The organism is Variovorax sp. Root434 (genome assembly GCF_001426595.1).
Taxonomy (GTDB): Bacteria; Pseudomonadota; Gammaproteobacteria; order Burkholderiales; family Burkholderiaceae_C; genus Variovorax.
Window position 1 is genome coordinate 829,510 of sequence record NZ_LMEK01000025.1, and the last position, 26,149, is coordinate 855,658.

24 protein-coding genes are annotated in these 26,149 nt (G+C 69.6%); 12 read left to right on the forward strand and 12 right to left on the reverse strand.

What is annotated here, in order from left to right; translation table 11 throughout:
• The first annotated feature begins 122 nt into the window (after positions 1-122).
• Entirely contained in the window at positions 123-1,262 is a 1,140-nt protein-coding gene (locus ASD05_RS24595) for a CaiB/BaiF CoA transferase family protein (RefSeq protein ID WP_056597839.1), read from the forward strand.
• On the opposite strand, the gene ASD05_RS24600 is transcribed toward ASD05_RS24595, so the two are convergent.
• Positions 1,248-2,588: a UDP-glucose dehydrogenase family protein gene (locus tag ASD05_RS24600; protein WP_056598001.1), complete on the reverse strand. Its 1,341-nt coding sequence runs from the start codon at positions 2,586-2,588 to the stop codon at positions 1,248-1,250. The two genes, ASD05_RS24595 and ASD05_RS24600, sit on opposite strands and share 15 nt — an antisense overlap.
• Positions 2,589-2,685: 97 nt before the next feature.
• Between ASD05_RS24600 and ASD05_RS24605 the strand changes: the two genes are divergently transcribed.
• From ASD05_RS24605 to ASD05_RS24620, 4 genes are read left to right on the forward strand one after another with little or no spacing between them, the layout of a single operon-like run.
• The gene (locus tag ASD05_RS24605; RefSeq protein ID WP_082572273.1) at positions 2,686-3,711 is read left to right on the forward strand and encodes a glycosyltransferase; all 1,026 of its coding nucleotides are present in this window, start codon (positions 2,686-2,688) and stop codon (positions 3,709-3,711) included.
• Positions 3,712-3,746: 35 nt separating this feature from the next.
• The gene (locus ASD05_RS24610; protein ID WP_056597841.1) at positions 3,747-4,754 is read left to right on the forward strand and encodes a hypothetical protein; all 1,008 of its coding nucleotides are present in this window, start codon (positions 3,747-3,749) and stop codon (positions 4,752-4,754) included.
• Complete coding sequence (locus ASD05_RS24615) at positions 4,744-5,511, forward strand: hypothetical protein (protein WP_056597843.1); 768 nt, start codon at positions 4,744-4,746, stop codon at positions 5,509-5,511. Before ASD05_RS24610 ends, ASD05_RS24615 begins: the two co-directional genes overlap by 11 nt.
• Before the next feature lie 3 nt (positions 5,512-5,514).
• Positions 5,515-6,636 carry a hypothetical protein gene (locus ASD05_RS24620; protein WP_056597846.1) on the forward strand — a complete coding sequence of 374 codons (1,122 nt, stop codon included), beginning with the start codon at positions 5,515-5,517 and terminating at the stop codon, positions 6,634-6,636.
• Here the strand turns inward: ASD05_RS24620 and ASD05_RS24625 are convergent.
• The 6 genes from ASD05_RS24625 to ASD05_RS24650 all read right to left on the reverse strand — a co-directional run bounded on the left by ASD05_RS24625 (position 6,626) and on the right by ASD05_RS24650 (position 14,207).
• Entirely contained in the window at positions 6,626-8,284 is a 1,659-nt protein-coding gene (locus ASD05_RS24625) for a hypothetical protein (RefSeq protein WP_056597849.1), read from the reverse strand. The two genes, ASD05_RS24620 and ASD05_RS24625, sit on opposite strands and share 11 nt — an antisense overlap.
• Positions 8,285-8,433: 149 nt before the next feature.
• On the reverse strand, positions 8,434-9,420 hold the full coding sequence (locus ASD05_RS24630) for a Bug family tripartite tricarboxylate transporter substrate binding protein (protein ID WP_056597851.1): 987 nt from the start codon (positions 9,418-9,420) through the stop codon (positions 8,434-8,436).
• 77 nt (positions 9,421-9,497) lie between these two features.
• Positions 9,498-10,055: a hypothetical protein gene (locus tag ASD05_RS24635; protein WP_056597853.1), complete on the reverse strand. Its 558-nt coding sequence runs from the start codon at positions 10,053-10,055 to the stop codon at positions 9,498-9,500.
• Entirely contained in the window at positions 10,052-12,088 is a 2,037-nt protein-coding gene (gene htpG / locus ASD05_RS24640; protein WP_056597857.1) for a molecular chaperone HtpG, read from the reverse strand. Before htpG ends, ASD05_RS24635 begins: the two co-directional genes overlap by 4 nt.
• Before the next feature lie 117 nt (positions 12,089-12,205).
• Positions 12,206-13,240 carry an ABC transporter substrate-binding protein gene (locus ASD05_RS24645; RefSeq protein WP_056597860.1) on the reverse strand — a complete coding sequence of 345 codons (1,035 nt, stop codon included), beginning with the start codon at positions 13,238-13,240 and terminating at the stop codon, positions 12,206-12,208.
• 52 nt (positions 13,241-13,292) lie between these two features.
• The gene (locus ASD05_RS24650) at positions 13,293-14,207 is read right to left on the reverse strand and encodes a LysR family transcriptional regulator (RefSeq protein ID WP_056597862.1); all 915 of its coding nucleotides are present in this window, start codon (positions 14,205-14,207) and stop codon (positions 13,293-13,295) included.
• A gap of 99 nt (positions 14,208-14,306) precedes the next feature.
• Between ASD05_RS24650 and ASD05_RS24655 the strand changes: the two genes are divergently transcribed.
• Entirely contained in the window at positions 14,307-15,320 is a 1,014-nt protein-coding gene (locus tag ASD05_RS24655) for a zinc-dependent alcohol dehydrogenase family protein (protein ID WP_056597864.1), read from the forward strand.
• 184 nt (positions 15,321-15,504) lie between these two features.
• Positions 15,505-16,212 (forward strand): aquaporin Z, encoded by a 708-nt coding sequence (aqpZ, locus tag ASD05_RS24660; protein ID WP_056597866.1) that lies wholly within the window; start codon positions 15,505-15,507, stop codon positions 16,210-16,212.
• 32 nt (positions 16,213-16,244) lie between these two features.
• Here aqpZ and ASD05_RS24665 read toward each other — a convergent pair whose 3' ends face one another.
• The 5 genes from ASD05_RS24665 to ASD05_RS24685 all read right to left on the reverse strand — a co-directional run bounded on the left by ASD05_RS24665 (position 16,245) and on the right by ASD05_RS24685 (position 20,944).
• Positions 16,245-16,583, reverse strand: coding sequence for a hypothetical protein (locus ASD05_RS24665; protein ID WP_056597869.1), 339 nt, complete (start codon positions 16,581-16,583; stop codon positions 16,245-16,247).
• Between the two features lie 142 nt (positions 16,584-16,725).
• Positions 16,726-18,105, reverse strand: a complete 1,380-nt coding sequence (locus ASD05_RS24670) for a sensor histidine kinase (protein ID WP_056597871.1) — start codon at positions 18,103-18,105, stop codon at positions 16,726-16,728.
• 127 nt (positions 18,106-18,232) lie between these two features.
• On the reverse strand, positions 18,233-18,889 hold the full coding sequence (locus ASD05_RS24675) for a response regulator transcription factor (protein WP_056597873.1): 657 nt from the start codon (positions 18,887-18,889) through the stop codon (positions 18,233-18,235).
• Between the two features lie 85 nt (positions 18,890-18,974).
• On the reverse strand, positions 18,975-20,144 hold the full coding sequence (locus ASD05_RS24680; RefSeq protein WP_056597875.1) for a winged helix DNA-binding domain-containing protein: 1,170 nt from the start codon (positions 20,142-20,144) through the stop codon (positions 18,975-18,977).
• Positions 20,111-20,944: a pseudouridine synthase gene (locus tag ASD05_RS24685; RefSeq protein ID WP_056597877.1), complete on the reverse strand. Its 834-nt coding sequence runs from the start codon at positions 20,942-20,944 to the stop codon at positions 20,111-20,113. The genes ASD05_RS24680 and ASD05_RS24685 overlap by 34 nt, the downstream gene beginning before the upstream one ends.
• 83 nt (positions 20,945-21,027) lie before the next feature.
• Here ASD05_RS24685 and ASD05_RS24690 point away from each other — a divergent pair, with 83 nt between their 5' ends.
• The 5 genes from ASD05_RS24690 (at position 21,028) to ASD05_RS24710 (ending at position 26,141) form a co-directional block, all read left to right on the forward strand.
• Positions 21,028-22,098, forward strand: coding sequence for a bifunctional nicotinamide-nucleotide adenylyltransferase/Nudix hydroxylase (locus ASD05_RS24690; protein ID WP_056597880.1), 1,071 nt, complete (start codon positions 21,028-21,030; stop codon positions 22,096-22,098).
• A gap of 66 nt (positions 22,099-22,164) precedes the next feature.
• On the forward strand, positions 22,165-23,742 hold the full coding sequence (locus tag ASD05_RS24695) for a nicotinate phosphoribosyltransferase (RefSeq protein WP_235508076.1): 1,578 nt from the start codon (positions 22,165-22,167) through the stop codon (positions 23,740-23,742).
• 178 nt (positions 23,743-23,920) lie between these two features.
• Positions 23,921-25,075 (forward strand): MGDG synthase family glycosyltransferase, encoded by a 1,155-nt coding sequence (locus tag ASD05_RS24700; protein WP_056597882.1) that lies wholly within the window; start codon positions 23,921-23,923, stop codon positions 25,073-25,075.
• Positions 25,072-25,572, forward strand: a complete 501-nt coding sequence (locus tag ASD05_RS24705; RefSeq protein WP_056597884.1) for a hypothetical protein — start codon at positions 25,072-25,074, stop codon at positions 25,570-25,572. Before ASD05_RS24700 ends, ASD05_RS24705 begins: the two co-directional genes overlap by 4 nt.
• A complete protein-coding gene (locus ASD05_RS24710) occupies positions 25,569-26,141 on the forward strand; it encodes a dual specificity protein phosphatase family protein (protein WP_056516599.1) in 573 nt (190 codons plus the stop codon). The genes ASD05_RS24705 and ASD05_RS24710 overlap by 4 nt, the downstream gene beginning before the upstream one ends.
• The last annotated feature ends 8 nt before the right edge of the window (positions 26,142-26,149 follow it).

The following is a 26,149-nucleotide window of genomic DNA, read 5'->3' on the forward strand; positions in this document are numbered from 1 at the left end:
CACAGGGCGTCGGGTGCTCCCCGCAGCGAAATAAAGGAGGAGCGAAGCGGGGGACATTCGCGGAGGGGAGTACCCGGCGGCCTGTGCACGCGCCCCGAAAGACAAGACAAATGGAACAAGAAATGACACAAGCCCAAGGCGCCCTCGCAGGCATCCGAGTCCTCGACATCTCCCGCATCCTCGGCGGCCCCTACTGCGGCCAGATCCTCGGCGACCATGGCGCCGACGTGCTCAAGGTCGAGCCGCCGCAGGGCGACGACACGCGCACCTGGGGCCCGCCGTTCAAGGAAGGCGTGGCTTCCTACTACCACGGCCTGAACCGCAACAAGCGCGTGCAGCACCTCGACTTCTCGACCGAAGAAGGCCGCGACGCACTGCTCGCTTTGGTGGGCGAGGCCGACGTGCTGATCGAGAACTTCAAGACCGGCACCATGGAGCGCTGGGGCATCGGCTACGAAGAACTGTCGAAACGCTTCCCGCGCCTCGTATGGTGCCGCGTGTCCGGCTTCGGCGCCGACGGCCCGCTCGGCGCGCTGCCGGGCTACGACGCCGCCGTGCAGGCCATGACCGGCATCATGAGCATCAACGGCGAGGCCGACGGCGGTCCGCTGCGCGTGGGCCTGCCGGTGGTCGACATGGTGACCGGGCTCAACGCCGTGATCGGCGTGCTGCTCGCGCTGCAGGAGCGCAATCGCAGCGGACGCGGCCAGTTCGTGGAAGCCGCGCTGTACGACAGCGGCCTCTCGCTGCTGCACCCGCATGCGGCCAACTGGTTCATGGACGGCACCGCGCCGCGCCGCACCGGCAACGCGCATCCCAACATCTATCCGTACGACGCACTGGCCACCGGCACCGACCCCGTGTTCGTCGCGGTCGGCAACGACCGGCAGTTCGCAAGCCTGTGCCGCTGCATCGGCCTGCCCGACTTGGCGGACGATCCGCTCTACCGCACGGCCGGCGCGCGCTCGGTGCACCGCGACGGACTCAAGCAGCAGCTCGAAGCGGCGATGGCCGTGTTCGACGGCCGCGCACTCGTCGAGCAGCTGATGGCCGCCGGTGTGCCCGCCGCGCCGGTGCTGCCGGTCGATGCCGCGCTCCAGCACCCGCACACGCTGCACCGCGAGATGGTGGTCGAGATGCCCGGCGGCTACCGCGGCATCGGCGCGCCGGTCAAGCTGAGCCGCACGCCGGCAAGCTACCGGCATGCGCCGCTCACGCCGGGCGAGGCGTTCCTTCCACTGGACGACTCAACGCAACAGTGAAGATCGCCCGCGGCCGATGCCGTAGTACGCGATGCCCGCGGCTTCGGCCTCGGCCGCGTCGTAGAGATTCCGGCCGTCGAAGATGGCCGGCGTGCGCAGCTCCTTCGCAATGCGCACGAAGTCGGGCCGGCGGAACTCCGGCCACTCCGTGACGAGCGCCAGCACATCGGCGCCGCCCAGCGCCTCCTGCGCCGTGGCGCACCAGCGCACATCGTCGCGCTCGCCGACGAGGCTGCGCGCATTCGGCATCGCCGCCGGGTCGTAGGCCTGCACGCGCGCGCCGGCCGCCCGCAGGCGCTCCAGCAGCACGAGGCTGGGCGCGTCGCGCATGTCGTCGGTGTCGGGCTTGAAGGCCAGGCCCCACACGGCGATGGTCTTGCCTGCGATGCGGCCTTCGAAGTGGTGCACCATCAGATCGAACAGCCGGCCCTTCTGCGCGTGGTTCGTCGCCTCGACCGCCGAGAGGATGCGTAGCAGGTGACCCTCGCGTTCGGCCGCATGCGTCAGCGCCCGCACATCCTTCGCGAGGCACGAGCCGCCATAGCCCGCGCCGGCCTGCAGGAAGTCGGGCCCGATGCGGCGGTCAGCGCCGATGCCGCGCCGCACCGCCTCGATGTCGGCGCCCGCATGCTCGGCCACGCGTGCCATCTCGTTCATGAAGCTGATGCGGGTGGCGAGCATGGCGTTGGCCGCGTACTTGGTCAGTTCGGCCGAGCGGCGGTCCATCACGAGCACCTGCCTGGGGTCGTGCACGAACGGTGCGTAGAGCCGGGTCAGCAGGTCGACGGCCTGGGGGTCTTCGCTGCCGATCACCACGCGGTCGGGCCGCCGGCAGTCGCGCACGGCCGAACCTTCGCGCAGGAACTCCGGGTTCACGGCCACCGCGATGCGAGGCGCAACACCGCGCCGCGAAAGCTCGCCGTTCAGCACGGCCTCGACCTGCGCCGCCGTGCCCACGGGCGCGGTCGACTTGCACACGACCACCGCCTCTCGGTCGCGGTGCCGCCCGATGCCGGCCGCCACCGCGATCACGTGCCGCAGGTCGACCCGCCCTTCTGCATCGGCCGGCGTGTTCACCACGATGAAGAGCACGTCGCCGTGCAGGCAGGCCGCGCGCTCGTCGGCAGTGAACCGCAGTGTTCCGGCGGCCAGGCCGGCGACGACCAGCGCCTCCAGACCGGGCTCGTGCAGCGGCATCAGGCCGCGCTGCAGGCCCTCGATGCGAGCCGGGTCGGTGTCCGCGCAGAGCACCTCGTGGCCCGCCTCGGCCAGGCAGGCGGCGAAGCCCAGGCCCACGTAGCCGGCGCCGAAGATGCTGACCTTCATGGGCGGGCCCATGGCGCCCGACGCTGGTGGAGGGCGCGGTTGTGAGATAAAAGCAGGATGCAAGCCTTCAAAACAAATGTCCGGACAGGAAAATTCGATGATGCCCGATGAAGTTGCCGCGCGATGCGCGCTGGTCCTGGAGACCAACAACCTGCGCGGCGGACCCGATGCCGAAGCCAGGGCGGGCAGCAGCCTGCAACGCCTGGTCGCCCTGCTGGCGAAGCAGAAGCTGCCGCTCGGCGCGCTCGCTCAGGTGGTCATCACGCACGACGGGCTGAGCCCCGCCACCTGCGAGGCCGTGAGCACGCTCGCGGGCCGACCGGTCGACTTCGTGCGCATCGACGCGAGCACCGGCTACTACGACGCCAAGAACGCCGGCTTCGCGGCCACCGATGCGCAGCGCTGCTCGCACGTGGTGTTCGCCGACGCCGACTGCCTGCCCGACGACGACTGGCTGCTGCAGATGCTGCTGCCCTTCACCCGGGCCGATGCCCCCGCCGTGGTGGCCGGCCGCACCAGCTACGCCGCGAACGTGGTCGGCACCGCGCTCACGACCATCGACTTCATGTACTTTCCCAATGCCGGCCACGCCGGCGCCACGAGCAACTTCTACGCGAACAACGTGGCCTTCCGCCGCGACGTGTTCGAAGAGCACAGCTACCAGGCGCTCGACGGCGTGTACCGCGCGCACTGCCAGGTGCTGGGCATGCGGCTGAAGGCGGCCGGCGTGCCCATCCACTACGCCGCGGCGGCCCACACCGAACATCGCCTGCCCGACACGCGCGCCGAGGCGCTCAAGCTGCGCTGGATGCGCGGGCAGGACACGTACTCGCTCACGCCGCACCTGCTGCGCAGCTATGTGTCGCCGCGCTGGCAGTGGCTCGCGAAGAGCGGGCCGATCGGGCCGCTGTGCGTGCTGTTCACGCGGCTGGGTTTCAGCATGAAGGCGCTGAACCATCAAGACCTGCCGCCGCTGCGCGGACTGCGCTGGCTGGCGGGCGTGGCACTCATCCTGGGCTTCTCGGCCGTCGACATGCTGGGCGCGTTCGCGCGCGGCATCGGCTGGCACACCACGGGCCGCACCAACGCCGACGCACAGGCGCTTTCGTATCACCGGCCCTGATTGCCGCTGTCCAGAAGAACAACAACCAAAAAACCATGCACATCCTCTCTTCGCTTTCCGTTCGCCGCGTGACGCTGGGCCTCGCGCTCGCGGGCGCCTTCACCCTCGCCAGCGCTGCCGACTTCACTGGCCGCGGCGTCTTCAACTTCAGGTCCGAAGCCGGCTGCCCCTTCGCCGCGCTCGCGGGCGCCGGCAACGACTGCAACCGCCTCGCCCTCGACGACGCCGACACCCACGCCGCGCTCGACCTCGCGGCGCACACCATCCGCTTCGCCAGCACCCGCAGCTACCCCGAGAAGACCATCGTGGGCGACGTGCTGCTGCAGGGCTCGGGCCGCGCGCGCGACGGCCAGCGCGTGCCGCTGACCTTCCACGCGCTGCTGAGCCGATCGGGCAGCGAATGGTCGGTGAGCAGCCATGCCCACTCGCCGGTGAGCGGCGAGTTCGACGACATCCGCATCGACCCGTACAAGGTGACGGTGAACGAGCCCGGCACCGAGCGCGTGATGCTCACCGCCGAGCAGATCGTCGGGGCGCTCGCCAAGCCCTCGCTGACCGCGCGCCTGGCCAACGTGCTGGTGCAGGTCGACGACAACCGCGCCGATGGCGCAAAGGATGCCGACATCACCATCGGCCTCGGCCTGAGCAAGGCCTCGAAGTCGGTGGCGCGCGCACGCTTTCGCGCGCCGGGCGCCAAGGGGCGCGAGCTGGCCGAAGCCATGCAGCAGGGCGACTGGACACTGGAGCTGCAGGCCCTGAGCGGCCAGATTCCGCGCCAGGTGGTACAGCGCGACCTGTTCCTGTACGGGCTCGAATCGCAGTCGCTGCTTCAGCCGCTGCTGCAGCGCGGCTTCCACAAGAACGAGAAGCTCGTGCTCGGCGCCATCAACGGCAAAGGCTACGTGCGCTACGACGGCCAGCAGCGCGAGTTCGCGGGCGCCGACGCCGCCGCGCGCGCCTTCCTGCAGGACAGCTTCATCGGGCTGGTGCTGGGCTGGCAGCAACAGCAGCAGCCCGCGAAGGCCAGGGCCAATGGCCGCTGACCCGGTCGGCGCTGCGCCCGGCTTCGACTGCCTCGCCCCGCCTTCGTTGCGCGGCTGGCCCGCCCTGCAGGCGCGCCTTGTGCATCACGTCAAGCGCGCTGCGCTGCGCCAGCTGCATGCGAGCAATGCGGGCGAGATGCTGCTGCTGCGCTTCTACCTCGTGGGGGAGGAGTCGTCCGAGCAGGCGCTGCAGCGCGAGCTGCGCATCGCCCCGCCCGAGTGGCTGGTGCGCCAGCTCGACCAGCACCTGGCCGACGAGCAGCTGCATGCGCGCCTGTTCGCCGAAGCCATCGTCGAGCGCGGCGGCAGTGCGCAGGCCGCCGCATCGCCCGAAGAGGCGCCGCGGCCCGACTGGTTCAGCCGCCGCAAGCTCGCGCGCTGGCAGGCGCTCATTCGCCGCCATGCACCGCACTTCGCGCACGGCGGGCTGGTGCCGGCCTATGCCATCGGCCTTGCGGCCGAGCAGATGGCTTCGCGCATCCTGCAGCGCCATTGCGCGCTGATCGGTGAGCAGCATGCGCTGCATCCGCTGCTGTCGCGCGTGCTGGCCGACGAGGATCGCCACATCCGCCTGTGCAGCCACACGCTGCAGCGCTGCGTGGCCCCGCATGAGCAGGCGCGGCTCGTGCAGCTGATGCGCGAGGTGCGCGACACCGAGCGCGGCTTCGGCATCACCGGCGCGGCCGGCATGTGGCTCGCCGGCGTGGCGCTGCGGCTGCGCCCCGGCGCGGCGCGGCCCGTCCGGCACCACGCCTGAGCGATGCCACCGCGCATCCTCTACCTCGCGACCGCGGACGCGCGCGGCCACCTGATGCGCGCGCAGCTGCTCACGCATGCGCTGCGCACGGCCGGCGCGCAGGTGCAGGTGCTCACCACGTCCGACGAAGGCGCACGCTTCCTCGCCGGCTTCGGCATCGACGCGCCCGTGCTCTCGCACCACTACGCGGTGCAATTCGACGCGCAGCAGAACATGCTGCGCCGCGAGACCGACCGCAACGTGGCGCACTACATGTTCCGGCCCGAACGCATGCTGCGCGACGTGTGGCGGCTGCGTGCGCATTTCCGCGATGCGGACCTGGTGGTGAACGACTCGTTCCACCCCGCGCTGCTGCTGATGGGCTGGCTGCCGTTCTGGCGGCGCAAGGTGGTGCACGTGTACGGCGCCAGCCTGCGGCGCGCGCTCGAAACCAACTTCAAGGGCCGCATGCCGGGCGCCGTCGCGAAGCTGTTCGGCGGCATCGTGGCGTGGCAGATCGACCGCAGCCTCGCGCGCATCGAGCACGACTTCGCGTACGGCGAGCCGCAGCACGACGGGCATGGCCGCCACCGGCTGGCCACGCCGGTCGCGGTGGTGGACGCGGTGGACCGCAGCGATGCCGCGGAGCATGCCGCCGCCGTGTACCTCAACCCGCATTTCAGGGAGCCGGCATTGGCCGACGGCCTCGAACAGGGCCTCGCCGACGCGGGCCTGCCCGCGCACTTCGTCGGCGAAGGCTATGCCCACCGGCCGCACTGGCATGCACGCGACGAGCGCTGGATCGAGGCGGCCGCGCACAGCGCCTTCATCGTCTCCGCGCCGGGCATGGCGGCGCTGTCCATCGCGGCGGTCTACCGCAAGCCGATCCTGCTGCTGCTGACCGACCAGCCCGAGCAGGCGATCAACGCGGGCCGCGCGGCGCAACTCGGCCTGGCGCACCGCGTGGTGGTGTGGCGCGGCGATGCGCCGAAGTTCGCGCGGGCCGTGGCTGCTGCGGCCGGCGAGCTGCGCGCCACTGCGGCGGATGCATCGGATGCCGCCGAGGGTCGCCAGGCCGCCATCGACCGGCTGCAGCATTGGGTCGCGCTGCTGTTGCGCCTGGCGGGGGCGCCGGCTACCCGGTGACCCCGCGCGCCGAATCGACCAGCGCGCGGAATGCACGCGTCATCGCGCGCACCGGGGACATCTCGGACCACCGTGCGAGCCTGGCCTGCGGCGGTGCCGAGATCACGCCCCGGCCCATGCGCAGCGACACCTGCAGCTTCCTGAGCGTGAAGGCCGGCCGCACCGCGCCCCGGCGCGCGCTGCCGCCGGGCCCGGTGCCGGCGACGACGAATTGCAGTACCAGGCACTTGCGCCCCGCTACCGGGTGGATCTCGAACACCAGGCTGCGCCGCCGCGCGCCCGTGACGCGCTGGCCGGGCAGCACCACGCCGTCGAACATGGCGTGAACGCCGGTGGCCTTGGCGTTGCTGCGGTAGTCGATGCGCACCTCGACGCGGTGCGGCCGCGGCTGCGGCAGCGCGGGCAGCGGCACGACCAGGCAGGCCAGTTCGCCCTCGCTGCGCGCGCCCTCGCCATCGAAGCCCGACCAGCCGTGGCTCAGCCAGCTCATCGCGGGGCTGCCGGGGTGGAACAGGTAGGAGCGGCCCGGCTGCAGCTCGGCCACTTCCGGCAGGCCGTGGGCCTGGTCGTCGAGACCCCAGCGCAGCAGGTAGGCGCGATCGATCGCCGCCACCGGCCAGGCCGGGAAGAGCTTCGGCGCGGCATCGCCGTTGACACCGCTCATGCCGCAAGCCGCGGCCATGAAGTCCATCGACCCCAGAGCGGCGCCCACCGGTATCCAGTCCGTGCAGGCTGTGGGCAGCAATGCGGCCGCGTTGCGGTCGGCGCGGATCAGCGCGTGGGCGGGCTTGCGGAAGTAGCGCGCCTCGGTCAGCACGCTCGACGACAGGCTGGCGGCGAAGTGCACGTTGGCCGCCGACAGCAGCGCGTAGGTGTTCCCCTGCGTCCACGCCGCGTTGGGAATGGCGCGCGCGATGGGCGCCAGGTCGTGCAGTGCGGGTTCGTAAGGGTGCGGCTTGATGACCAGCAGGTCCACGCCGTTCGCCAGTTCGCGCAGCGGCGCGATCACGCCGGCCGGGTGCATGGTGCGCCCGCCGCTGACCAGTGACAGGTCGACCAGGCTCTGGCCGAAGAACAGCCCCACGCGCAGGCGCGCATCGAACAGCGAGGCCGCGCCGTGGCGCGCGAAGCGGCCCTTGAGCGCGCTCGCGTGGTTCCAGAACAGCTCTTCGTCCACGCGGCGCGCCAGCAACGCGGCCCTGATGGCCGGGTCGTTGGTGCGCGCGCAGAAGTGCAGGTGCTCGGTGAAGCGGCGCGGATCGATCTCGATGTCGAGGTAGCTCGCACCGCTGCGGTCGATGAAGTGCTGCAGTGCGGGCGTGAGGCCCCAGCCGATCACGAGGCAGCCGGGTTCGAGCATCGGCAGGCCTTCGCATCCGGCCAGTGGCAGCAGGTCGGCGATGCAGGCGCGCGCCCAGCCGGCCGGGGTGCAGGGAAGTTCCAGCCCCGCCATGAGGCGCGCGACGTCGATGTCGCCGCCCTCGGACAGCGGCGCGATCTCGCGCACCGGCAGGCCCAGCCGGCCCAGCGCGGTGTCGAAAAAGCCCCGCAGGAAGCGCCGGTTGGCCGCGTGGTGCTGAAGCCCGTTGGCAGGAGAGCGGAAGAAGTCGTCCGCAAGAATGACTTGATGGAACCGGCGAGTGATCATGGGCCTCGGGAGGACCGGCCTGCCCTTTTGCAAGCCGTCTCGCCGACCTTTTCTGTGCGATGCGCCAATCTAGGCAGCGACTCTTAGCCCGTCGTGAGAAAGACACCGCGCCTGCGCAAAGCTGGCGTAAAGGGCAAGCCTTGCAGGCTTCAGTCCAGCGACAGGTTGAGGTCGCGGATCAACGGATGCCAGCGCGCCGACTCTCCCTGCAGCAGCGCCGCGAACTGCGCGGGTGCGTCGCCCACGGGCTCGACGCCGAACTCGGCGAGCTTGCGCTGCACGGTGGGGTTGTGGATGGCGCTGGCGACCGATCGCTGCAGCCGCGCCACGATCTCGCCCGGCGTGTTGGCGGGCACCACCAGCCCCATGAGCGCGGCGGCCTCCACCTGCGGCATGCCAAGCTCGGCAAAGGTCGGCACACCGGGCAGCTGCGCGAGGCGCGTGGGATGCGCCACCGCGAGCGCGCGCAGCTTGCCGCTCTGGATGAAGCGGCGTGACGCAGCCAGGTCGCACATCATCACCGGCAGCTGGCCGCCGGCCACGTCGGCCAGCGCAGGCGCCGCGCCACGATAGGGCACGTGCACCATCTGCAGCCCCGCCTGCCGCTCGAGCAGTTCCATCGCCAGGTGCTGCGGGCTGCCGGTGCCGGCCGAGGCGAAGCTGACCTTGCCGGGAAAGGCCCGCGCATCGTCGATGAAGGCTCGCGCGTCCTTCACGCCGCTGGACGGGCCGACCAGCAGCACCATCGGCAGCCGCCCCAGCAGGGTGACGGGCGCGAAGTCGCGCGAGGGGTTGTAGCTGAGGTTGCGGTACAGCGCCGGGTTGAACACCAGCGTGCCGTTGTCGGCCGACAGCAGCGTGTAGCCGTCGGCCGGCGCGCGTGCGGCCTCGACAGCGCCGAGCGCGGTGTTGCCGCCCGCGCGGTTCTCGATGGTCACCGGCTGGCCCGCGTCGATGGCGAGCTGGGAGCCGATGGTGCGCGCGACGATGTCGGCGCCGGCCCCGGCGGGGTACGGAACGATCCAGCGGATGGGCTTGGCGGGATAGGCCGACTGCGCCTTCGCCGCGCGGGGCAGCGCCGCCGCCGCAAGGGCGGCCACGGCCAGGAAATGCAGCAGCAGCGGGCGGCGAGTCATGGGCGGGGCGTCTCCGGCTCGATGTTAGGCCGGGTTCGGGCGGCCCTGCTGGTCTCGAGGCCTTGCCGCGCCGCGCCTCAGGGGGCGACGGGATTGCCGGGCGTGCCAGCTTCGCGCAGCGAGGCAGGCGCAGCGACCGGCGTGCGGTAGGTGACGTTCACGGCCGGCGCCTGGGGCTCCGGCGGCGGCCGTGCGATTTTGACGAGAGGCGCCCTGGCCGCCGTGGCGGGCGTTGCGGACGCGATCGGCGGCACGGGCTGGACGGGCTGGGCGGTTGCAGGAGCCGGTGCGGCGGCCACCGCGCCCGGCGCCACGGTGCCCGCCGGCGCCACCTTGGGGTCGTAGAGCACCGTGCCCTTGCTGACCCCCGCGCCCACCGCCCCCACCCCGACGCCCACGCCGGCCGAGCCCGACACCTGCCCGCCGTTGTTGACGGCCACGCCGGCGCCGAGCGGACCGAAGCCGGTATTGAGCCCCACCGAGAAATTGCCGTCCTTGGTGGCGCCCAGCCCGAGCGAGAGCCCGGGCACCAGCGGAATGCCGATGTGATAGTGCGAACAGCCGCCCGTCAGAAGCAACAGCAGCGCGGCCGGAACGACCGCCGCTGCGCGAAGGACGCGCGGCCGGGTGTTCACACCAGCAGCGCGTTGACGCGCCTCACGTACGCGGCGGGATCGGCCGGCAGCCCGCCTTCGGCGAGCAGCGCCTGGTCGAACAGGATGTTCGCGAGGTCGTCGAAGTGCGAGGAGCCTTCGAGCTTCTTCACCAGCGGATGCTCGGCGTTGACTTCGAGCACCGGCTTCAGCTCGGGCGCGGGCTGGCCGGCTTGCTTGAGCATGCGCGCGAGCTGCGTGCTCATGCCGCCGTCCTGCACCACGAGGCAGGCCGGCGAGTCGACCAGGCGCGTGGTCACGCGAACGTCCTCGGCCTTGTCCTTGAGCGCTTCCTTGAGCTTCTCGAGCATGGGCTTGAACGACTCGGCGGCTTCCTCGGCGGCCTTCTTCTCGGACTCGTCCTGCAGCTTGCCGAGGTCGACCGCGCCCTTGGCCACGCTCTGCAGCGGCGTGCCGTCGAATTCGTTGAGGTAGTTCAGCGCCCACTCGTCGACACGGTCGGTCATGAGCAGCACCTCGATGCCCTTCTTCTTGAAGACCTCGAGCTGCGGGCTGTTCTTCGCGGCGGCGAGCGTGTCGGCCGTGATGTAGTAGATCGCGTCCTGGCCCTCCTTCATGCGCGCCTTGTAGTCGGCGAAGCTCACGCTCATCGCATCGGTGGTGGTGGAGGCGTAGCGCAGCAGCTTGGCGATGCGGTCGCGGTTGCCGAAGTCTTCGCCCAGGCCTTCCTTGAGCACGGCGCCGAACTCGGCGTAGAACTTGGCGTACTTGCCCGATTCGTCGGCGGCCGCAACGGCGGCTTCGGCGGCGGTCGGCGCGTTCTTGTCGACCACGTCGGTCACGGCCTCGGTCGGCTCGGGCGCGGGCACCGATTCGCCCGAGCCCACGTCGATCTTGCCCTCGCCGCTCTCGGGCGCGGTCTTCTGCTTCTTCGCCAGGTCTTCCAGCATGCCGAGCACGCGCTTGGTGCTGCCTTCGCGGATCGCCTTCACGTCGCGGCTTTCCTGCAGCAGTTCGCGGCTCACGTTGAGCGGCAGGTCGGCCGAGTCGATCACGCCCTTCACGAAGCGCAGGTAGCTGGGCATCAGCGCCTCGGCGTCGTCCATGATGAAGACGCGCTTCACGTAGAGCTTCACGCCCGCGCTCTTCTCGCGGTTCCACAGGTCGAACGGGGCCTTGGCCGGGATGTAGAGCAGCTGCGTGTACTCGGTGCTGCCTTCCACGCGGTTGTGGCTCCAGGCGAGCGGTGCCTCGTAGTCGTGGCTGATGCTCTTGTAGAACTCCTCGTACTGCTCGGTGGTGATGTCCTTCTTGGGGCGGCTCCACAGGGCGTTGGCCTTGTTGACGGTTTCCCACTCGCCGGTCTTCACCATGTCGCCGGGCTGGTCGTTCTCGCCCTCTTTCCACTCTTCCTTTTCCATCAGGATGGGCAGGGAGATGTGGTCGGAGTACTTGCCGACGATCTGCTTGATCTTCCAGGCGTTGAGGTATTCGTCGGCGTCATCGCGCAGATGCAGCGTGATGCTCGTGCCGCGCGCGGCGCGCGTGATGTCGGCCACCTCGAAGTCGCCGGCGCCGCCGCTGGCCCAGCGCACGCCCTGGTCGGCCGGCAGGCCCGCGCGGCGCGATTCGACCGTGATCTTGTCGGCCACGATGAAGCCCGAGTAGAAGCCCACGCCGAACTGGCCGATCAACTGCGCGTCGGCCTTCTGGTCGCCGCTCAGGCGGCTCATGAAGTCCTTGGTGCCGCTCTTGGCGATGGTGCCGAGGTTGTCGATGGCCTCCTGGCGCGACAGGCCGATGCCCTTGTCGGTGATGGTGAGCGTGCGCGCGGCCTTGTCGAACGACAGGCGCACGTCGAGCTCGGGCTGGTCTTCGTACAGCTCGGGATGGTCGAGCGCCTCGAAGCGCAGCTTGTCGCATGCGTCCGATGCGTTCGAGATCAGCTCGCGCAGGAAGATTTCCTTGTTCGAGTAGAGCGCATGCGTGACGAGGTGCAGCAGTTGCGCGACTTCGGCCTGGAACGGGAGTTTGGTGTTGGAGGAGTCAGCCATGGGGAAAAAAGATATCGAACAAAAAATTCTAAGTCCAGCCGCCAGGATCGGGCCGGGCTCGCCAAATTCGTGATCTGGGGCCTGTGCCCGGGAAAACAACAGGCTCCTGCGAACGGCCTACCGCGGCTGCGACTCGACTTCGCGCGTCCAGCGGTCGATCAGCCGCTTGCGCTCGGCCGCCTTTCCGTACTTCTCGAAGTCGTACTTGATGAGCTTCACGTCGGCCATCGAGGGGATGCGAGGGTCCGGCTTGAAGGTCTTGTTGGCCGGCGACTGCAGGCTGCCGACGGTTCCGCCGATGGCCTGGCCCGCCGGGCTCATGAGCCAGTCGTAGTAGCGCTTCGCGTTCTCCTTGTTGCGCGCGCCCTTGACGAGCGCGATGCCGCCGACCTCGTAGCCCGTGCCTTCGCAGGGCGCAGCGGTCTTCACGGGAAATTTGTCGTAGCGCCAGCGCTCGAAGCCGAAGATGAAGCTCACGCCGATGGCCACTTCCCCCTTGGCCACGTTGGGCGCCTGCGCCTGCCCGCTGCGGGTGTAGCTGGTGACGTTGCGGTGCAGCTTCTTCAGGTACTCGAAGGCCGCGTCCTCGCCCATCTGCTGCACCAGGCCCGCGATGATGGTGTAGGCCGTGCCGCTGGAGGCCGGGTGCGAGATCTCGATCTCGCCCTTGTACTCGGGCCTCACCAGATCGGCCCAGCACTTCGGCTCGCGCAGCTTCTTTTTCTTCAGCAGGTCGGTGTTGAAGCCGAAGCCGATGGCGCTCGTGTAGAAGCCGCCCACCATGTTCTGCGACAGCGCGTACTGCCGCACCGCCCAGTCGTGCAGGTCGTTGATGTAGGCCGGGCGGTAGGGTTCGAGCAGGCCCTGCTCGGCGGCCTGCAGGAACGGGTCGCCGGTGCCGCCCCACCAGATGTCGGTCTTGGGGTTGGCGGCTTCCGCGCGCAGCTGCGCGCCGATCTCGCCGGTGCCCTTGTGCGCCTGCTGCACCTTGATCCCGGTCTCGCGCGTGAAGGCGGTGGCGGCCGCCTCGCACCAGCCGGCGTCGGTGCTGCACAGCGCGTTGACGGTGCCTTGCGCCGCGGCGTTCGGTGCGCCCAGGAGAGCCGTTGCCGCAATGCATGCGGCAGCGGCGATGTGTCGGATGGGGTGCATGCGCGGATCTCCTCGTGGTTCTTCGAAGGCGCAGGATAGCGCCCGCGGGCGTTCAGCGCGCGGCCAGCAGCGGCGGCAGGTGCTCGGCCAGCCAGTCGGTCACCACGCGCGTCTTCAACGGCAGGTAGCGGCTGCGCGAGCGGATCACGTGCAGCGCGAAGCCGAAGGGCTGCGGCTCGTCGAACACGCGCACCAGCGTGCCGGCCGCGAGCGCATCGGCCGCGAGCCAGGCCGGCAGGCGCGCGAGACCCATGCCGCCGACGGCGGCCTCGAGCAGCACCTCGGCGCTGTCGCAGCGCAGCCGCGACGGCGGCGTCAGGTCGACGAGCCGGCCCCCGGCATCGTGGAAGCGCCAGGACGAAACGTGCCCGTCGCGCGCATAGAGCACGGCCTCGTGCGGTTCCTTCATCAGGTCGCCGATGTTCGCGGGGCGCCCGCGCTCGGCCAGGTAGGCCGGCGCGGCGCACAGTGCCATCCACTGCGTGCCCACGGGCCGCGCGACCAGCTCCGCGCTGTCGGCCAGTTCGCCGCTGCGGATCGCGAGGTCGAGCCCCTCTTCCACGAGGTCCACGCGCCGGTCGTTGAACGCGAGTTCGAGCGACAACTGCGGATGTTGCCGCGCCAGTGCCAGCAGCAACGGGCCGATCTTGAGCCGGCCGAGCATCGCCGGCATGCTGATCCGCACGACGCCGGTCGCGGTGCTGCGCGCCACATCGGTCAGCGCCTGCGCCGCATCGAGTTCGTCCAGCACGCGCCGGCAGCGCTCGTAGTAGCCGTGGCCTTCCTCGGTGAGGCTCTGGCTGCGCGTGGTGCGCAGAAACAGCCGCGTGTTCAGCCGCGCCTCGAGGCGCGCGATGCTCTTGGCGACCGCCGAGCGGGTGACATGCAGGCGCTGCGCCGCCAGCGCGAAGCTGCCGGCCTCGACCGCCGCGACGAACTCTTCGATGCCTTGGAGACGTTGTCCCATTGGATACTTTCAAGCACCAGTGAAGAGAAAATTATCCACCACCGGATACCTTCCATCCTCAATAGCATGGCGGCTCCCTGTCATTCGTGGGGCCTTTCAATGCAAGAACCCGACACCCTGCGCCGCTGGCAACTGCCCCGGCTGGGCCGCACCCACCTCGCACAAACCGAAGCGCCGATGCCCACGCCGGGCGCGGGCCAGATCCTGGTGAAGGTCGGTGCGGTGGCGCTCAACTACCGCGACCTGCTGATGATTCGCGACGGCATGGGCATGCCGCTCGACCTTCCCTTCACGCCTGGCTCCGACATGGCCGGCACCGTGGTGGCCGCCGGCCCCGGCGTGACCCGCTTCGCCGTGGGCGACCGCGTGATCAACACCTTCTGGGGCGGCTGGATCGACAGCCACTGGCACGCCGACACCACGCTGCTGGGCGGCCCCGGCCCGGGCATGCTGGCGTCGCATGTGCTGATCGACGCGGCCTGGGCCGTGGCCGCACCCACCACGCTGAGCCTGGCCGAAGCGAGCACGCTGCCGTGCGCGGGACTCACCGCTTGGTTCGCACTGGCCGAGACCGGTGGGCTGCGCGCCGGCGAGACCGTGCTGATCCACGGCACCGGCGGTGTCGCGCTGTTCGGCCTGCAGATCGCGCGGCTGCATGGCGCGCAAGCCATCGTGGTCACGGGCAGCGAGGACAAGCGCGCACAGGCGCTCGCACTCGGCGCCACGCACGTGCTGGCGCGCGACGATGGCGACTGGCCCGCCGAAGTGCGCCGGCTCACCCACGGGCGCGGCGCAGATCACGTGCTCGAACTCGCGAGCGGCCCCAACCTCGACCGCTCGCTGCAGGCCGTGAAGCAGGGCGGGCGCGTGTCGATCATCGGCATGCTCGGCGGAGAGACGCTGGGCGCTTCGTTCTACGCAATGGTGCTGGGCCGCGTGACGGTGCAGGGCATCGGCGTGGGCCACCGGCGCGCGCTGGAGGACCTGGTGCGCGCCGTCGACGCGAATGCACTCAAGCCGGTGATCGCTGCGCGGTACGGGTTCGACGCACTGCCCGCCGCGCTCGATCACCTCGAACGCGGAGCGTTCGGAAAGGTCGTCGTCACGCTCTGAACGCTCTGAAGACAAGGCCTTTCGAAAACGCACCACGATTGCGAAATTGCACAAAAACCGAGCCATCCGTGAATAGGTCGCACTAGTGCAAAAGACGTGCTCGACGCCCCCTCCGGCCGTTCCTAGAATCCGCCCGCGCCTGGGCTCGTGCCCTGCGCGTTTTCACAACTCAAAGATGGAATTTATGGAACACAGTACCTACAAGAAATGGTCCGCGGAGTTCATTGGTACTTTCTGGCTCACGCTCGGAGGCTGCGGAAGCGCAGTTCTGGCCGCGGCCTTCCCGGGTGTCGGCATCGGCCTGCTCGGAGTCTCTCTTGCCTTCGGCCTCACGGTGGTGACGGGGGCCTATGCACTGGGCCCGATCTCGGGTGGGCACTTCAACCCGGCGGTGTCGATCGGCCTCGCGGCTGCGGGCCGCTTCAAGGCCTCGCAGCTCGCGGGCTACATCGTGGCGCAGGTGCTCGGCGCCATCGCGGCAGCCGGCGTGCTCTACCTCATCGCCACGGGCAAGCCGGGCGCGGACATCGGCGGCTTCGCCACCAACGGTTTTGGCGAACACTCGCCGGGCAAGTACGGCATGACGGCCGCGCTGCTGTGCGAAGTGGTGATGACAGCCGTGTTCCTGATCGTGATCCTTGGGTCCACCGCCAGGCGCGCGGCCGGCGGCTTCGCGGGCCTTGCCATCGGCCTGTGCCTCACACTGATCCACCTGATCTCGATCCCGGTGACCAACACCTCGGTCAATCCGGCACGCAGCACGGGGCCGGCCCTGTTCGGTCCGTCCTATGCCGTGTCGGAACTGTGGCTGTTCTGGGCGGCACCCATCGCGGGCGCCATCATCGGCGCAGTGATCTACCGCGCACTGCTCAGCAGCGGCAGCGACGACTGATCGTCGTCAGTGGCGGCGCTGCAGCTTCTTCTTCAGCTGCCGCTGCCCGACTTCACCATCGGCAGCGAGGTCGATTGCCCGATCGGCTCGGTGCCGGTCGCATGCGACGCCGCATAGGCGCCCGCCTGGACGTCGGCCACCGGCAGCGTCGAGGCCATCGCGGGTGCACTGGTCGACTGGCCCACAGGCTCGGTGCCGCTCGGACGGGCCGCGGCCATCGCGCCGGACTGGACTTCGGGATTCTCTGGCGAGTTCATCTGCAGCGGATGGAAGTCCGAGCCATCGGTGGTCTCGGCCGATGCGGTGACGGCGCCCATCGCGGCCAGCGCAGCGAAGGAACCGACGGCGAGTAGCTTGAAAGAAATGCGCATGACTTGCTCTCCTGAGGACAGGTTGTCTCCGGTCACCCGGCACGCGCGAACTGCGCGTGGCAGGACCTGAACGCACTCTAGGCAGCCAGACTGAGGCGAAGGTGAGCGATGTGTTAGCGGCGGGTGAGCGGCGCGCTGCCCGCTACGCCGCCGCCGAGGGCAGGTGCACGCGCGCCATCAGCCCCGGTCCATCGGCGCGATTGCACAGCTCGATGCGCAGGCCATGCCGCTCGGCCGCCGTGCGCGCGATCGCGAGCCCCAGCCCGCTGCCGCCTGCCACGGCGCCCGGCACGCGGAAGAAGCGGTCGAACACGCGGCCGATCGCGGCCGGCGGAATGCCCGGGCCGTTGTCCAGCACGTCGACCACCGCGTGGCCTTCGGCCTGGTGCAGCTTCACGTCGACCACGCCGCCTTCGGGCGCATAGCGCAGCGCGTTGTCGATGAGGTTGTCGAACACGCTGCGCAGCTCGGCCGCGGGTGCGAACACCACCGCGGCGATGCTGCCCTCGAAACCGATGTCCACGCGCCGCGCGTCGGCCAGCACCATCAGCTGGCTCACGCTTTCGCGCAGCAGCACCTCGACGTCGACGCGCTCGCGCGCATCGCCGCCCTGCGGCGCGTCCTGCCGCGAGAGGTGCAGCAGCTGCTCGATCAGGTGCTGCGCGCGCGTGACGCCGGCTTCGAGCTGGTTGAAGCGCTCGGTGGCCTCGCCGGCCGGCACGTGCGCGCGCAGGTTCTCGATCTGCAGGCCGATGGCGGCCATCGGCGTGCGCAGCTCGTGGGCCGCGTCCTGCACGAAGCGCCGCTGCGTGGCGAAGGCGCTGCGCACGCGCGACAGCAGGTTGTTGAAGGCGCCCACCAGCGGCGCGATCTCGTCGGGCACGCGCGCGAGCGACAGCTCGGTGGGGCTGCGTTCGTCCTGCGAGGCCACGTCGCGCGCCACCACACGCAGCGTGCGCGAGGCGGCCGACACGATGATCCACAGGATCAACAGCGCCAACGGCAGCAGCAGCGTGATCGGCAGGCCTTCGAGCAGCGCGCGGCGCAGGGCGCGGCGGCGGCGGTAGTCCTCGTTCTGCAGCACCTGCACGCGCGGCTGGTCGGCGCGCGTGCCGGGCGGCGCGGTGAACACGCGCCAGGCGGAACCCGCGTGCGTACCGGTGTTCACGTCGCCGAAGCCGGGCTGGGCCTGCAGGGGCACCGCGAGCACGGGCCATGAAGTGGCGCGCAGCGTGCGGCCGTCGGCGCTCCAGATCTGCACGATGAAGGCGCCGCGCGAGAAGGCCGCCTCGCCGTTCATCGGGCGCGGCAGCTTCGCCGGATCGCTGCCCGCGTACGACTCGGCCACGAGGCGCATCTGTTCGTCCAGCGCGTTGTGCACGAGGTTGCCGTAGGCCACGAACGAGAACCAGGCCGTGAGCATCGCCGCCCCCAGGTGCAGCGTGACGAGCCACAGCAGCAGCTGCGTGCGCAGCGAACGCGGCCGCCACCAGCGGCCGGTGCCGCGCGAAGCTCCGTTCATTGGCAGGGCAACCCGTCTGCCTGTACGCGGAACACCGTGGAACCGGCTTTGCCGGGCCACCGGTGTTGCCCCCGGTAGGGGGTTGGCGAAGCGACACGAAGTGCGCGAAGCCTGGGGGCGAGCATCATCATGCCGCGACGCGCCAGCCGAGCCCGCGTACGTTGCGGATCGATTCGGCGCCGAGCTTGCGGCGCATGCCGTGGATGAGCACGTCGATCGCGTTGCTCGTGACTTCCTCGCCCCAGCCGTAGATGCGGTTCTCGAGCTGCTCGCGCGAAAGGATGGCGCCGGGCCGCTCCAGCAGCGCGTGCAGCAGGGCGAACTCGCGCGCCGTGAGCGCCTCGCGCGCACCGTTGGTCACCACCTCGCGCGTGGTGAGGTCGAGCTGCAATGCACCGCTGCCGACCAGCGAATGCGCAGCGCCGTCGCGGCGCCGCACCACGGCGCGCATGCGCGCGAGCAGCTCGCGGAACTCGAAGGGCTTGAGCAGGTAGTCGTCGGCACCGAGGTCGAGGCTGTGGATGCGGTCGTCGAGGCCGTCGCGCGCGGTGAGCACCAGCACCGGGGTGGCGTCGCCGCGTTCGCGCGCGCGGCGCAGCACTTCGGTGCCGTCGTGCTTCGGCAGCCCGAGGTCGAGCAGCACGCAGGTGTAGCCGCCATCGCCGAGCGCGCTCTGCGCCAGTTCGCCGTCGCGCACCCAGTCCGCGGACCAGCCCGCGCCCTCGAGCGCCTGCTTGAGGCTGCGCCCGATCATTTCATCGTCTTCCACCAACAGCACGCGCATCGCGGCAACTCCTTCGGCCGCAAGGTAGCACGCGACCGGAATGATCGGAAGTGCCTGCGCCGAGGCGCAGCGTAGTGGCGCAGAGTTACGCGGGACTTAAAGCCCCCGTCTTGCCCCCTCTCCCTCGGGGAGAAGGGGCAAGACCGCGCACGGCATGGTGTTCTCCCTCGCCATCGGAGGTGAAGGCCAGCAGTTTCAAGGCCTCTTCCTCCACACCGAGGCAGTCGGCCTTGGACCAGCGCGTGAAAGGCTCCAGCACCACGGTCGCGGTGTTCTTCGCCCGCTCGATCTTCCAGACACCCGCCACGAACCCATCGAGCAGCACCGTGCCGCGCACGATGCCGTTGACGGTGAACACGCGAGCCCGGTGCGCTTCGCTCAGCACGCGGCTGCGGTCGGCGTGCGCAAGCAGCAGGTTGTCCCACTCGGCGACGAGGCGCGGCGGCGCGGGCGTGTCGGGGTCGGGGCGCGGCGCGCGGGGCAGGTCGAACAGCTCCTGCCCGTCTTCGCCGACGAACACGCGCAGCCGCGGCCGCAGGCGCTCGGCCACCGCCTTCCAGCCCGTGAGGCCCGACCATGCGCCGGCATCGGCCTGCGTGGCGGGGCCGAAGGCGGCGAGGTAGCGCAGCAGCAGATCGTCCTGCGTGGCCGGAGGTGCCTCGACGTCGCCCAGCCAGTCGCCCAGGGGCTGCAGCAATGCACTCTGGTGCGAGTTCCAGCTGCCGGCCGGCGGCAGGTGCACCAGCGGCAGGTTGTTGCGGATCAGCGCGGCGAGCGAGGCGGTCTCGCGGCCCTTCCATCGCATGCCGAGGGCCTGGCCGAGTTCGGCGCTGGTGCGCGGTTTCTCTCCGAGCAGCGCGCGCCCCGCCGCCACCACCGCCGCGCGGTCGAGGCCTTCGAGCGCGCGCTTGTGGTTGCTGCCCATCAGGCCGCGCTGGTGAACAGGCTCCAGCAGCGGACGCCACGCCAGCGCATCGTGCGCGGTCATCAGGTGCAGGGTGGAGCGCATCGTCGACAAGCGCACGATGCGGCGCCTGCGCATTGCCTCGGCCAGCTGGTCGCGCTCGAAGCCTTCGAGCCGGCTCCAGAGGCCGATGTAGGGCGGGTTGGGTGCCTGCGCCTGCAGCCCGGCAAGCCGTTCGACGGCTTGCACTGCCGTGAGCTTTCGCCGCGCCAGCAGCATCTGCCGCGCCAGCGTGGCGCGGTTCAGCGCGCGCAGGCTCAGAATTTCTCGTGCGGCCCGAGGTAGCGCCATTGCCCCACCGGCAGGTTGCCGAGCATCACCTTGCCGATGCGCACGCGCTTCAGCCCCACCACCTTCAGGCCGACCAGCTCGCACATGCGGCGGATCTGCCGCTTCTTGCCTTCGGTGAGCACGAAGCGCAGCTGCTCGGGGTTCTGCCATTCGACCCGCGCCGGCTTCAGCGCCTGGCCGTCGAGGCTCAGGCCGTGGCGCAGCTTCGCCAGCATGGCCGGTGGAAAGACCGCCTGCACGTTGGTGGTGACGGGATCGTCGTCGTCCATGCGCACCAGCTGGCCGGTGGGCGCGGGCTGGCCCAGGCCGTGGTAGGCCACGCGCACGAGGTATTCCTTCTCCATCACCGAGTCTTCGCCGATCAGCTGGCGCGCGATGCGGCCGTCCTGCGTCATGACGAGCAGGCCGATGGAGTCGATGTCCAGGCGCCCGCACGGCGCGAGGCCGCGCAGCTGCTGCGGGCTGAAGAAGAAGCGCGCGTTGTCGTCGGCCCAGCGGTTCTGCGGCGTGAACAGCGTGACCGCGGGCTCGTGGCCGTCTTCGGCCTGCCCGCTCACGTAGCCGATGGGCTTGTTGATGAGGATGGTGACCTGGTTGGCCTGCTGGCCCTTGGCCGCCTTGTCGATCTCGATGCGGTCGGACGGCACGACCTTCACGCCCATCTCGGCCGGTTTGCCGTTGACCTTCACCCAGCCGTTGGCGATCCATTCGTCGGCCTCGCGGCGCGAGCACATTTTCAGTTCGGCCATGCGCTTGTTGAGGCGCACGGCACCAGTGGGGGGAGTGGAGGGCTCGGTCATCGGAAGGCTTGATCAATGTGCGGCACCGATGCTATCCTGAACGCAAGCGCGAGTTGATCGCGCCCTTTTTGGGGGATTCCCAAGTGAGCACACGCAAGTACCAGTACGCCATCGTCATCGGGCGTTTCCAGCCCGTCCATTTCGGACACCAAAGACTCATCGAAGAAGGCCTGCGCGCCGCCGATCGGGTCATCGTGGTGGTCGGCTCCGACCGCAAGCCACGCAGCGTCAAGAACCCCTTCACCTTCGACGAGCGCGAACGCATGGTGCGCGCCTGCCTGCGCGGCACCGAGCAGATGCGCGTGAGCGTGGTGGGCGTGGGCGATTCGCCCTACAACGACCAGATCTGGATCGCGTCGATCCAGTCGGCCGTCGAGAAGCTGATCCAGCAGGATGGCCATGCGCCGGCCAAGGCCAAGGTCGCGCTGGTAGGCCATCTGAAGGACGCATCGAGCTACTACCTGAAGCTCTTCCCGCACTGGGAATTCGCCGGCCAGAACAGCGTGGAGACCCTCAACGCCACCGACGTGCGCAGCCTCTATTTCGACCCCGAGAACCGCGGCCAGCTGGCGCGCGCCGACCTGCCCGACGACACCGCGGCCTTCCTCGAGCAGTTCGCAAACACCGCCGACTACGCCGAGCTCTGCGAGGAGCGCGCGTTCCTCGCCGACTACCGCGACAAGTACCGCTATGCGGGCAGCAGCTTTCCGCCGATCTACACCACGGTCGACGCCATCGTGGTCGAGGCGGGCCACATCCTGCTCGTGCAGCGCAAGTTCCATCCCGGCAAGGGCACCTGGGCGCTGCCCGGCGGCTTCGTCGGCCAGCACGAGCGCCTGCAGGACGCGGCCATCCGCGAGCTGAAGGAAGAAACCCGGCTCAAGGTGCCCGTGCCCGTGCTCAACGGCAGCATGAAGGCCAGCCATGTGTTCGACGCGCCCGACCGCTCGCAGCGCGGGCGCACCATCACGCACGGCTTTTTCTTCGAGCTGGCGCACAACCAGTGGACGGGCCTGTCGGAGGTGCGCGCCGACGACGATGCGGCCGAAGTGCGCTGGGTGCCGATCGCAGAATTCCTCGACATGCAGGAGCGCATCTACGAAGACCACTTCTTCATCGCGAATCATTTTTTGGGTGGCCTGGGCAAGAACTGAACGACCAGGCTTTGTCAGCAAGAACGGCCCTGGTTGACGGGGCCAACGTGAAAGGAGCTTTCACACATGAACCGCAATCTCACCTCCACGCCCCTGGGCAACAACCTGCTGCTTCGCACCGACTCCTACAAGGTGTCGCACTGGATGCAGTACCCGCCCGGCACGCAGACGGTGTACAGCTACATCGAATCGCGCGGCGGCATCTTCAGCCACTCCCTCTTCTTCGGCCTGCAGGCCTACCTGCGCGAATACCTGCAGACGCCGGTGACGCTGGCCGACGTGGAGGAAGCCGCCGCACTCATGGCGGTGCACGGCGAGCCTTTCAACCGCGAAGGCTGGCTGCGCCTGATCGAGAAGCATGGCGGCCTGATGCCGGTGCGCATCCGCGCGGTGCCCGAGGGCAGCGTGCTGCCGGTGCACAACGTGCTCGCGACCATCGAGAACACCGACCCAGAGTTCTTCTGGGTCACGAGCTTTCTCGAGACCGAGTTGCTGCGCGCCATCTGGTATCCGACCACGGTGGCCACGCTCTCGGCCGCCGCGCGCACCACGCTGCTGCGGTATCTCGAGGCGACCTGCGACGACCCGCAAGGGCAGATCGCCTTCAGGCTGCACGACTTCGGCGCGCGCGGCGTGTCGAGCCTCGAATCGGCCGCGCTCGGCGGCATGGCCCACCTGGTGAACTTCATGGGCACCGACACGCTGGCCGCGCTGGTGGCCGCGCGCCGGTATTACGACTGCGACGTGGCGGGCTTCTCGATTCCCGCCGCAGAACACAGCACCATCACGGGCTGGGGCCGGGAGCACGAAGCCGACGCGTACAGCAACATGATCGACCAGTTCGGCAAGCCCGGCGCGACCTTCGCGGTGGTGAGCGACAGCTACGATATCTTCAACGCCTGCGCACGCATCTGGGGCAGCGAGCTGAAGGCGAAGGTGGTGGCCTCGGGCGCGACGCTGGTGGTGCGGCCCGACTCGGGGGACCCGGCCGAGACCACGCTGAAGGTGGCGCAGATCCTGGCCGAGCGCTTCGGCACGACGACCAATGCCAAGGGCTTTCGCGTGCTGAACAACGTGCGCATCATCCAGGGCGACGGCGTGAACCTCGACTCGCTGCGGCTGTGTCTGTCGAACTTCTTCCACAACGGCTTCTCGACCGAGAACATCTCCTTCGGCATGGGCGGCGGGCTGTTGCAGCAGGTCAACCGCGACACGATGCAGTGGGCGATGAAGTCTTCGGCCATGCAGGTGAACGGCGAGTGGCGCGATGTGTACAAGTCGCCGGTGGGCGATGTGGGCAAGGCCTCGAAGAAGGGGCGGCTCGCGCTGGTGAAGAACGCGCGCGGCGAGGTGCAGACATTGCGCGAAGAAGCGCTCTCGGCGGGGCAGAGCGATCTGCTGCAGACGGTGTTCGAGAACGGCCGCATCGTTGAGAGCACTACGTTCGAGGCTGTTCGCGAAAGGGCTGCGGCGGGGGTGAATCAGTTCATTACCTCTCGGGCGGTGTGCACAGGCCACCGGGTACTCCCCTCCGCGAATGTCCCCCGGCCTGCGGCCTCCTCCTTTATTTCGCTGCGGGGAGCACCCGGTGCCCTGTGCACGATGGGCGCGGCCGTTGTGCTGGCCGATCAAACGCGACGCTGAACGATCACGCTGGCGGGGTGCCTTGCGCAGCGAAATAAAGGAGGAGCCGAAGGCGGGGGACATTCGCGGAGCAAGGTACCCCGTCGGCGTGATCGCGCCCCAGATCCCAAGACCTCTGCACCAACCGCACAGCAAGTGCCACATGGCATCGCCATAATCCGCGCAACTTCCGGAATTCATGACCAAACTCCTGATCCTCAGCGTGAGCGCCGGCAACGGCCACGTGCGTGCAGCACAGGCGCTTGCCGCCACCGCACAGTCCCTCGCCCCGCCCTGCACAGCGGTCCACATCGACGCGATGGCCCACGTGGCCGGCGGTTTCCGCAAGGTCTATACCGACTGGTACATCCAGCTCGTGAACCGCGCACCCGAGCTGTGGTCGTACCTGCACCAGCGCACCGACAGCACGCCGCACCACGCGCCCTCGCAACGCCTGCGCCGCGGCATCGAACGGCTGAGCACCGGCGCCCTCGTGAAGGAGATTCGCCGCGAGAAGCCCGATGCCGTGGTCTGCACGCACTTCCTGCCGGCCGAGCTGCTGATGCGCGAGCGCAACCGCGGCCGCATCGACTACCCGGTGTGGCTGCAGATCACCGACTACGACCTGCACAACATGTGGCTGGTGCCGGGCATGGCCGGCTACCTGGCCGCGACGGAAGAGGTGGCGTTTCGCCTGCGCGCGCGCGGCATTCCCGCAGACCGCATCCACGTCACCGGCATTCCGGTGATGCCGGCGTTTTCCGAACCCGATGTGCCGGCGCTCGCGCGCAACGCCTGCGTGGCGGAACTCGGCCTCGATCCTTCGCGGCCCGTGCTGCTGATGGCGTCTGGCGGCGCGGGGGTCGGCGACCTGGCGAGCATGGTGGAGCGCGTGCTCGGCCTTGGCGGTGAAGGCAACTTCCAGGTCATCGCCGTGGCGGGCCGCAACGTGGAAGCGCACGGCAAGCTCGAAGCGCTGGCCAGGCGCTACCCGGGCCGCGTGGTGGCCATCGGCTTCACCAACGAGATGCACAAGATGATGGCCGCGGCCGACCTCGTCGTGACCAAGCCCGGCGGCCTCACGGTGTCCGAGTGCCTGGCGCTCGGCAAGCCGATGCTGCTGATCTCGCCCATTCCCGGGCAGGAAGAACACAACGCCGGCTTCCTGATGGAGGAAGGCGCGGCCTGGCTCGCCTACGACGCCATCGGCCTCGACTACAAGGTGGCGCGGCTGATGGCCGACCCCGCCAAGCTTGCGCACATGGCCTCGCGCAGCCGGGCGCTGGGCAAACCGCAGGCCGCGCGCGCGGTGCTGCAGCACGTGCTGGCTGCGCCGGCGGGAACGACGGCGTGAGCGGCGCCGCCGAAAAGACGGGCGTGGCCCGCACGCTCGGCTATCTCGCCTGGGTGGTCGTCATGGCCTTCTTCTTCGCCAACGCCGAGATCCAGATCGAAGGCGGCGCGGGCTGGGCCACCTCGCTGCCCACTTGGCGCATCGAGAACAGCATCTGGCTCGACCTCTTCTGGGGTGGCCGCGCGATGACGGGCTACCACGCCTGGGTGTTCACCTTCATGGCGCTGGTGTTCTTCTCGCCGCTGGCCTTCAACGGGCGCTGGACGTGGCGCGACGTCGGGTTGGCGGTGGCGGGGCTCATCGTGTTCTGGGTGTGCGAAGACTTCCTGTGGTTCATCATCAACCCGGCCTTCGGCTGGGCGCGCTTCAATGCGGTGGATGCGTTCTGGCACAAGCACTGGGTGTGGGGCGCGCCGGTCGACTACTGGGGCGGGCTCGCGGTGGCGGCGCTGATCCTGGGGACGCGGCACTGGGGGCGCGAGAAGAAGAAGCAATGACGAAGAAGCACAAGACAGCAGCAGCAACAGCGGAAGAAGGCATCGCCGACCCGCGCCCCGGCCACTGGGCCGACCCGCTGGACGAACTACAGGTCGAGAACCTGCACCGCATCACGCCCACGCTCTACCGCAGCGCGCAGCCGCGGCGCGCCAACATGGCGGCGCTGCAGTCGCTGGGCATCCGCACCGTGGTGAGCTTGCGCTCCTTCAACGACGACAGGAAGGTGTTCGCGGGCACCGGCATCCGGCTGGTGCGCGTGCCGATCAACACCTGGTCCATCGACGACGCCAAGGTGCTGCGCGCGCTGGTGGCGATCCGCGAGGCCGGGAAGCACGGCCCGGTGCTCATTCACTGCATGCACGGCGCCGACCGCACCGGCGTGATCGCGGCGGTCTACCGCATGGCGGTGCAGGACTGGGACAAGGACAGCGCGCGCCACGAGATGCTGCGCGGCGGCTACGGCTATCACACGCTCTGGCGCAACATTCCGCGCTACATCGAACGGCTCGACCCGGTGAAGATGCGCCACGCGCTGGCCCATGCGCCGGTGGTTCCCGTGGTGTCCTGAAGGCGCCT